General features: G+C 62.2%; 4 protein-coding genes and 1 pseudogene. 2 read left to right on the top strand and 3 right to left on the bottom strand.

Annotated elements, in window-relative coordinates; translation table 11 throughout:
• Nucleotides 1–64 precede the first annotated feature (64 nt).
• Genes NW837_RS03130 through NW837_RS03140 form a run of 3 tightly spaced genes read right to left on the bottom strand, consistent with a single transcriptional unit; the run spans nucleotide 65 to nucleotide 2,191 of the window.
• Nucleotides 65–655, bottom strand: coding sequence for an XdhC family protein (locus NW837_RS03130; RefSeq protein WP_414329221.1), 591 nt, complete (start codon nucleotides 653–655; stop codon nucleotides 65–67).
• Nucleotides 583–984, bottom strand: a complete 402-nt coding sequence (locus NW837_RS03135; RefSeq protein WP_414329222.1) for an XdhC family protein — start codon at nucleotides 982–984, stop codon at nucleotides 583–585. Before NW837_RS03135 ends, NW837_RS03130 begins: the two co-directional genes overlap by 73 nt.
• Before the next feature lie 55 nt (nucleotides 985–1,039).
• Nucleotides 1,040–2,191, bottom strand: coding sequence for a serine hydrolase domain-containing protein (locus NW837_RS03140; protein WP_414329224.1), 1,152 nt, complete (start codon nucleotides 2,189–2,191; stop codon nucleotides 1,040–1,042).
• Between the two features lie 124 nt (nucleotides 2,192–2,315).
• Here NW837_RS03140 and NW837_RS03145 point away from each other — a divergent pair, with 124 nt between their 5' ends.
• Together NW837_RS03145 and NW837_RS03150 are read left to right on the top strand one after the other, a co-directional pair.
• Nucleotides 2,316–3,278 (top strand): LysR family transcriptional regulator, encoded by a 963-nt coding sequence (locus NW837_RS03145; RefSeq protein WP_414329225.1) that lies wholly within the window; start codon nucleotides 2,316–2,318, stop codon nucleotides 3,276–3,278.
• A gap of 108 nt (nucleotides 3,279–3,386) precedes the next feature.
• A pseudogene (locus tag NW837_RS03150) lies at nucleotides 3,387–3,825 on the top strand (hypothetical protein); the annotation flags it as partial.

The following is a 3,825-nucleotide window of genomic DNA, read 5'->3' on the forward strand; positions in this document are numbered from 1 at the left end:
ATCGTAACTTCCGCATTCCTCCCGACACTGACCCTACGGGTACAGTGCGGGGCTCCTGCGATTTCTAGCTGAAGGCGGTCTCCGGGATCCCTTCCTGGGCCAGGGTTCGCAGTACGGTTTGTACCCGCTTGCGGCTGCCGATCATCCCCAGGTAGTGGGGGGTCAGGCCGGAGTGGTAGATGGCCCGCAGGATTTGGCAATCGAGGCTGTAGCTGCGGGTCACAAGAGCGATGTAGAGCTGCGGGATCCTGTGCAGATGGGGGATAAGTTGGGCAAAGGGTTCTGAGCACAGCCGCTCGGCAACGGGAAAGCGCTGAGGGGTTACCCAATCCGGGCGATCGTCCTGAACCCAAATGCGAAAGCCGGCCAAATGGGCGATCTGGGCCAGGGACAGGCCGCAGTGGCCCGCTCCGACGATCAGCAGGGTGGGGGAAGGGAGGAGGGGCTCGACCCAGGATCCCGCGAGGAGCTGTGGGCGGGATGGCAGGGAGGCAAAGTGCTCCACATTGCTGTCGCCAAGCCTGAGGTAGGGGAACCCCTGGGGATCGAGGGGGGTGATCAGCCAAGCCCTTGGCCCTTGGGTCAGAGCCTGGAGGATCTGGGCCGCCAATGTTTGGGCAAGGGATCCCTGCCATCGCTGTAGCCAAATGTGCATCCGTCCCCCGCAAACGCCCAAGGGAGGGCTGTTGAGATCGAGGGAAACCGGCATCCCAGCCGGCCAGGACTCCGTCTTGCCGAAGTGCTCCGCGCTGCTCTCGCCATCGCCAACGGGAACGGCAGCCTCAAAAGGGTTTGCGCTCGGGCAATGACTTCCGCTTCGGCAGCCCCACCGCCAACAGTGCCCAACAGGGTGCCATCGGATCCCACAGCCAGTTTCGCCCCCGCCTGGCGAGGCACAGATCCCTGGGTGCGGATCACGGTGGCCACCACCAGCGGCCCGCGGGAGAGCATATCTGCCAACTGTCGGTAAAAGGTCTCGTCCACCTCAGCCTCGGTTATGCCTACGGCACCCTAGCGGGAACGGTCAGGGACTCAATGATCAAGAAAGCCCCTCTAGGATGGCCTGATGGAAGGCAACCCGGAAAGCCTGGAACCCGTTCTCCCGCCGACCGTGGTAGACGGCGTTGGTGAGCAGCGCCACCACCAGTTCCCGCTCTGGATCGATCCACAGAGAGGTTCCGGTGAAGCCGGTGTGGCCGAAGGCGCTGGGGCTGAACGGGGAGCTGCTGGCCAAGGGATCCGGAGAGCGCAAGGCAAACCCCAAACCCCGGCGCTCGTGACAGCAGTGCGCATCACCTTGCCGAGGCAACTGCTCGCGGGTCATTTCCCTCACCGTTTGGGGCTGCAGCAGGGATCCCGTCAAAAAACTCTCTCCGAAAGCGGCTACTTCCTCTGCCGTGGCGAATAGTCCGGCATGGCCGGCGATCCCGCCCAGGCGGGCGGCATTTTCGTCGTGAACCTGCCCCTGTAGGCGGCGCTTTCGCCAAGGACACAGCTCGGTGGGGGCACAAGAGACAGAGACAGGGGGTGGGTCGAAAGGATCCCCCGGATAAAACTGAGTTTGGCTCAGGCCCAGAGGCCGCAAGATCCGGGCATGCAAGATCTGATCCAGAGGGGTTCCGCTCAGACGTTCCAAAGCCAGCCCCAGCAGGATCAATCCAAGATCGCTGTAGACTCTGCGGGATCCCGGCCTGTAGGCAAAAAAGGTGTGCAGGGCCATGTGCCGGGCCGATTCGGCATCGGGCTGTCGAAACAGGGGCCGCCAGGCGGGCAAACCGGCGGTGTGGGCCAGCAACTGTCGCACCGTCACCTGTTCTGTTGCAACAAGCTGGCCTAAGGATTCCGGTTCCACAGCAATCCATTTCCCCGGCTGCAGAGGATCTTCATAGGGGGCAATGGGGCGGGATCCCTGAAACTCCGGCAACAGGAGACTCACCGGTTGATCCAACAGCAACGCTCCGGCTTCCACCAGGGCCATGCAGGCGGTGGCGGTGTAGAGCTTGGTCAGCGAGGCCAGGTCAAAACGGGTGGCCGAGGTTGTTGGTTGGCGCCGGGTCTCAGGGTCGAGATAACCTGCCGCCCTTGAGTAAATACACCTTCCCTTGTGGCGGATGGCCACTTGGGCAGCGGGGAAAAGGTGCGGAATGGCAGAGTTGAGCAGCCCCTCCAGCAAGGCTGGATCCCAACCCATCTGCTTCTCCTCCTGGCTTGGGGATCCCCAGTCCAACAAACAACTTGTAACGGTGTTTACAAAAGCCTACCGCTTCCCCAGCTAGGATGCCACCACGGCAGGCTACATCATCAAGGGATCCCGAGTGCGGCTGGAGTTGTTGCAAGCCTTTTTGAACGTGGTGGAAACGGGCAGCTTTTTGGCCGCTGCTCGCCTCAGCGGTCTGACCCAATCGGCCATTAGCCGCCAGATCCAGGCCCTGGAGGAAGCGGTGGGGGCTCCGCTGTTGCATCGCAAAAGCCCGGTGGCCCTAACTGTGGCCGGGGAACGGCTTTTGCCCCATGCCCGTCGCATCTGTCAAGAATGGCAGCGGGCTCAGGAAAGCATTCGAGAATGGCTGCAGGGCCAGCAAACTGAGCTCTGCATTGCCGGGATCCATTCCCTGATCGCCCATCAACTGCCGCCGGTGCTGCAACAGTTTTGCCGGGAGTACCCAGAGGTGCAGTTGCGGGTTACCGCTCTGGGCAGCGACCGCGCCTTAAAGGTGCTCAGGGATGGGCTGGTGGATGTGGCCCTGGTGATGGAGAATCCCCTGATGACGCGGGGGGCAGAGCTGGTGGTGGAGCCACTGTACTCGGAGCCAATTCAAGTATTGATGCCCGCCAACCATCCCCTCAGCCGCTACGAGCAGATCCCCTGGAAGGTGCTGGCGGAGTATCCCCAGGCCGTGTTCAAGGATGGCTATGCTATGCGTTCCTTGGTGGGATCCCATCTGGCCCGGCAGGGGCTTCCCCTGAAAGCAGCCCTGGAACTGAACACCTTGGATGCCTTTCGGGGGGTGGTGCGACAGGGGCAGCTCATTGCCCTCCTGCCGGAGTCGGCCCTGGTGGACTGCTGCGCCGATCCGGATTTGCAGGTGCGACCCACCGAGCCCCCCCTATTGAGGCGACAGGTGGTTATGGTCACCACCAGCGATCGCTATCGGATCCCTCCCATTCGCCGGTTTTTGCAGTTGGCCGCCCAGCTGATTAGGCAGTCTGGTAATGCTGAGCCTGCTTCCGGCGCAGATCCCCATTGGCCCTCTGCTGGGCTGTTGTCGGTTTTGTAGAGACCTTTTGTAGAAATTTCTGGTCAAATACCCATATCGGTAGTTTCAAGTGTTCCGCCCTTATCTCCCCCTATCCTGAGTAGCCCAGCGCTCCCGACCGCCGATGCTATGAGCCAAGAGTTTCGCGAGCTGTTGAAAAAAATCGGCAGCGGCACCCACACCCACCAGGATCTCAGCCGGGCAGAGGCCGCCAGCGCTGCTCGAATGCTCCTGCGGGGGGAGGCCACTCCCGCCCAGATCGGGGCTTTTTTAATTGCCCACCGCATCAAGCGCCCCACTGCCGAGGAGCTGGCCGGTATGTTGGATGCCTACGCAGAAGACGGCCCTCTTCTGCCCCGGCAGGATCTGCCTCATCCCTTGATCATCTTTGGCCATCCCTACGATGGCCGCTCGCGGACGGCACCGCTGGGGGTGCTGGTGGCTTTGCTGCTGGCAGCGGCAGGGTCAGCCGTTTTGCTGCATGGCTCTGGCTTCTGTCCCACCAAGTATGGGCTGCCTTTGGAAACGGTGTGGCGGAGCTTGGGGGTGGATTGGCGGGGGCTATCCC

Source organism: Synechococcus sp. R6-10, assembly GCF_047461815.1.
Taxonomy (GTDB): Bacteria; Cyanobacteriota; Cyanobacteriia; order Thermostichales; family Thermostichaceae; genus Thermostichus.